General features: G+C 43.8%; 3 protein-coding genes and 1 pseudogene. 2 read left to right on the top strand and 2 right to left on the bottom strand.

Annotated elements, in window-relative coordinates; genetic code table 11:
* Positions 1 to 634 (top strand): RNA-guided endonuclease InsQ/TnpB family protein (locus IM322_RS17585; RefSeq protein ID WP_287673862.1); only part of this gene is annotated, 634 nt, incomplete at its 5' end.
* A gap of 90 nt (positions 635 to 724) precedes the next feature.
* Here the strand turns inward: IM322_RS17585 and rpsN are convergent.
* Positions 725 to 1,027: a 30S ribosomal protein S14 gene (gene rpsN, locus IM322_RS17580; RefSeq protein ID WP_147071634.1), complete on the bottom strand. Its 303-nt coding sequence runs from the start codon at positions 1,025 to 1,027 to the stop codon at positions 725 to 727.
* Positions 1,028 to 1,188: 161 nt separating this feature from the next.
* Here rpsN and IM322_RS17575 point away from each other — a divergent pair, with 161 nt between their 5' ends.
* On the top strand, positions 1,189 to 1,743 hold the full coding sequence (locus IM322_RS17575) for an NUDIX hydrolase (RefSeq protein WP_287673863.1): 555 nt from the start codon (positions 1,189 to 1,191) through the stop codon (positions 1,741 to 1,743).
* A gap of 402 nt (positions 1,744 to 2,145) precedes the next feature.
* Here the strand turns inward: IM322_RS17575 and IM322_RS23460 are convergent.
* Positions 2,146 to 2,533: pseudogene (locus tag IM322_RS23460) on the bottom strand (IS1634 family transposase N-terminal domain-related protein); the annotation flags it as partial.
* Between the last annotated feature and the right edge of the window lie 334 nt (positions 2,534 to 2,867).

The following is a 2,867-nucleotide window of genomic DNA, read 5'->3' as shown; positions in this document are numbered from 1 at the left end:
CTGTTTAGGAATTGACGCGGGAATTGAAAGTTTTGTGGCTACTTCACGGGGAGATTTAATCAAAGCCCCTCGATTTTTGTTGAAAGTACAGAGTAAGCTTAAATTGCTACAAAGACGCTTGAAACATCAAGTCAAAGGCTCAAACAGTTGGTTGAAACTACAAGATAAGATAGCGAGATTACACGAAAAAGTGTCTAATACTCGTAGAGATTGGCACTTTAAACTAGCTCATTACCTTTGCGATCTTGCTGATAATATTTTCGTTGAAGATATTAACTTCGTTTCCTGGTCTAGAGGAATCGTTAGAAAACAATCTCTGGATTCGGGCATCGGTAGTTTTATTAATGAGATATTACCGTTTGTCGTTTGGAAACGGGGAAAATATTATCTTAAGGTTGATAAAAACGGAACTTCGCAAGAGTGTCCTAATTGTGGTGCGATTACCGGCAAAAAGTCGTTATCGGAAAGAGTTCACCGGTGTGATTCTTGCGGCCACATTGAACCAAGAGATACGGCATCAGCGAAGGTAATCGAGAACCGAGGAAAAAACGCGGTCGGACTGACCGTGTTAGAAAACGCTCGCGGAGGCGATTTGACGGGGATCGACCGGGTTAAACCAGGTCGATCTAGTTAAAAGCCTAAGAACCGAGAATCCCCCGCTACAGCGCGCGAGCGGTTAGCGGGGGAGAGTCAACACGGTATTTTCCCTAGATATTGTTTCTGACTACCAGCTAGACTTGACCACACCGGGTAAAAGACCTTGGTGGGCCCATTCGCGTAAAACGTTGCGGGATAAACCAAAATCGCGATAGTATCCTCTCGGTCTGCCAGTCGTTAAACAACGGTTGCGGTGACGACTGGGAGCGCTATTGCGGGGTAATTCCTGTAATTTTTGGTGAATTGCCAGTTTTTCTTCAAAATCTTCGGCGGTACGGAATTGTTCTTTTAGTTCCGTCCGTTTAGCTTCGTATTTTTGTCTGAGACGATCGCGTTTTTTCTCGCGTTCTACCATCGATTTTTTTGCCATGGGGTTTCTCGAAAAAGATTTAACCTGTAAAGACAGCATTTTCCATTATAACCTGAATCTCTCCTTGGCCGTTAGATGATAATTCTACCCGCTTCCTAACACCAGTGACAAAGGCAACATTTCCTGATATTAATTCTTAAAGTCCTGGTTGCAAATTTTCTATGTCTGAACCGCCTCAATTTCTCCAACAACGTCTTTTTTATCAAGGTCGCGTCTTTCAATTTGAAGTCTCGAAACTGCGTTTACCTAACGGTGTCGAGGGAGAATGGGAATGTGTCCGTCATCCGGGTGGCGCTTTAGCAGTTCCAATCACCAAGGAAGGTCAATTGGTTTTAGTACGTCAGTATCGATTTAGTTTGCAAGCTCGAATTCTGGAATTTCCCGCCGGAACGATCGATGAAGGAGAAGACCCTGCTACGACGGTAAAACGAGAATTAGAGGAAGAAGCGGGCTATCGGGCCCACAATTGGCAATCTTTGGGTAAATTTGCCCTGGCACCGGGTTATTCCGATGAATACATCTATGCTTTTCTGGCCCAGGATCTGGAAAAATTAAGCTTGCCCCCCGCTCAAGATGCCGATGAAGATCTAGAAGTGGTTTTTATGAGTTTTGAGGAAATGGAATCAGCGATCGCACGGGGAGAATCGATCGATGCTAAAACTATTACTAGCTTCTATCTGGCCCGTTTAGCTGCTATAACTGGACTTTCCCGTTGACAAAAGGCCATAACCTGTGCTGTAGGAGGAATTGAGAGAATTTACGATACCCCGTTACTGGGTACAAATCAAGGAAACCCCTAATAAATCTAACGCATGATTGTTGCAGTTCAGTCGGTCGAGTTATCTTAGCAAAACGATAACTTACCTCTCTAATCGTACATTCTACTGTATTCAAGCAAATCGTCCCCAAGTCCTCCCATAAAGTCCGAAAGTAATATAGTCTAATCCTTCTATCGGTTTTACTAATTCATTGATTGGCTCTTCTGGTTTCTGTGTGGAAACGGGGTCTATACTGATAGTTTCTTCAGCAAAATAGTCCTAAAAGTCTTTCCCAGTAAACATTTCACGATTCTATAAGCAAAAATTATCACACAAAGTCGAGAAGAGCCATTGATTTTCTTTTACGTTGGTTAAAATTCCTCTATCGCTTACCCAGACCACATTCTCAATCCCCCAACCTTTTCTGACTTTCTCAATTTGTCTGGCTAAGGTGGCACTATCGGATGTGTTTCCTTCAAAGACTTCTACCGCTATCGGACAACCCTTAGCTTAACATAGTAGGCCAAAAACTATCTGAGTTTTCCCTTTCTTTTTATCTCGATTGTAACGCCCCTTTGAGAGCCAGTTTCAGATTGTCGATAATATCATCGGGTAATTTTGAGAGGTTGGCAAGGGTTCTTTTTTTGACTTGATCTCCTTCTCGGTAAGAATCAGGTCGAAGAACGGCGGGGGGGGAATTACGGTTAGGAACTTTTTCTATATAGGGCTTGCTGAATAAATGTGAAATGTAGGCAAGGTAAGGGTTTTGTGGCTTTACGAGCGAAACAGGTGCAAGATTTTGAGAGAATCGTCGTTCAAAACCTTGCGTCTTCATCGGCCCGCGTCCTGTAGGGGCGAAGCATTCGGGCAATAACCTATCGGTGAAACCGTAGATTTTCTATCCGAATGCTTCGCCCGTACTTTTTGCCGCCAACCCTATATACTTGACATCCTCACCGCCGTAAAACGGACGGTGATTCCCAAACCTCACGATTTAGGTTTCTGCTTCTTTCCCTTGCGGGGTTCCGCACCTGCCTTAACAGATTTACTCTGTTCTGGTCTTATGGTCGCTCTACAGACTG

It is taken from the genome of Microcystis sp. M109S1 (genome assembly GCF_020247025.1).
Classification (GTDB): Bacteria; Cyanobacteriota; Cyanobacteriia; order Cyanobacteriales; family Microcystaceae; genus Microcystis.
Note: the sequence above shows the minus strand (reverse complement) of the source record. Positions and strands in the feature narration are given on the sequence as shown.